General features: G+C 75.2%; 1 protein-coding gene. It reads right to left on the reverse strand.

All coding sequences use genetic code 11. The annotated features are described in order from the left end of the window. Positions 1-34: 34 nt before the first annotated feature. Positions 35-835, reverse strand: an 801-nt coding sequence (locus tag DKT69_RS00135) for a serine hydrolase (RefSeq protein ID WP_109799582.1), incomplete at its 5' end; no start/stop codon positions are given.

Genomic DNA, 835 nt, shown 5'->3' on the forward strand with positions numbered 1-835 from the left:
CGGCGGGTGCCGGCGGGCCGCACCGGTGGCGAACTCAGCCGGCGCGCAGCGCCTCGACGGCCACCCGGGCGGCCTCGCCCATCGCCAGGTCCACGTCGATCCGGCGGGTGTCGAGCCGCTCGGTGCGGGTGGACACCGCGATCGCGTACCGGCCGCCGTCGGGGTACTCGGCGACGCCGGCCTCCAGGTGCAGGCCCGGCAGCGTGCCGCTCTTCGCGGCGATCCGCACGCCGGGCGGGAAGCCGGAGGCGAGCCGGGTCCAGAAGAGCTGCCGGCCCATCAACTCCCGGACCATGGCGCACGCGGCGGGCGGTCCGGTCTCGTCCCGCCAGATCAGGCCGAGCAGCCGGGTCAGCTCCCGAACCGTGCTGGACGTGGTGTGCGCCGGGTCGAAGACCCGCATGGCCCGGACCCGCTCCGGGGGCAGCGTCGGGAAGATCCGGGCGAAGTCCGCCTCGGTGCGCGCGCCGACGTCGGCCAGCATCGTCTCCACCAACTGCCGGGGGCCACCCACGATCCGGGTACGCGACAACCCCAGCTCGGCGGCGAGCATCGGCACCACGTCCGGGCCGACCCGGCGCAGCAGCAGGTCGGCGGCGGTGTTGTCGCTGACCGACATGGCGAAGTAGGCCAGGTCGCGCAGGGAGACCTCGGCGTCGTCGGCGCAGCCGGCGATCCCCCACCCGCCGAGCCGGTCATCGGCCCGCACCAGCACCCGCTCGGTCGGGTCGAGCTGGCCGGCGGCGACCTGCCGGGCGAACTCCAGCACCAGCAGGATCTTGAAAACGGAGGCGATCACGACCTGCTCGTCCGCCCGAACCCCCACCTCCCGCCC

The sequence above is a fragment of the Micromonospora sicca genome (genome assembly GCF_003172935.1).
Taxonomy (GTDB): Bacteria; Actinomycetota; Actinomycetes; order Mycobacteriales; family Micromonosporaceae; genus Micromonospora; species Micromonospora sicca.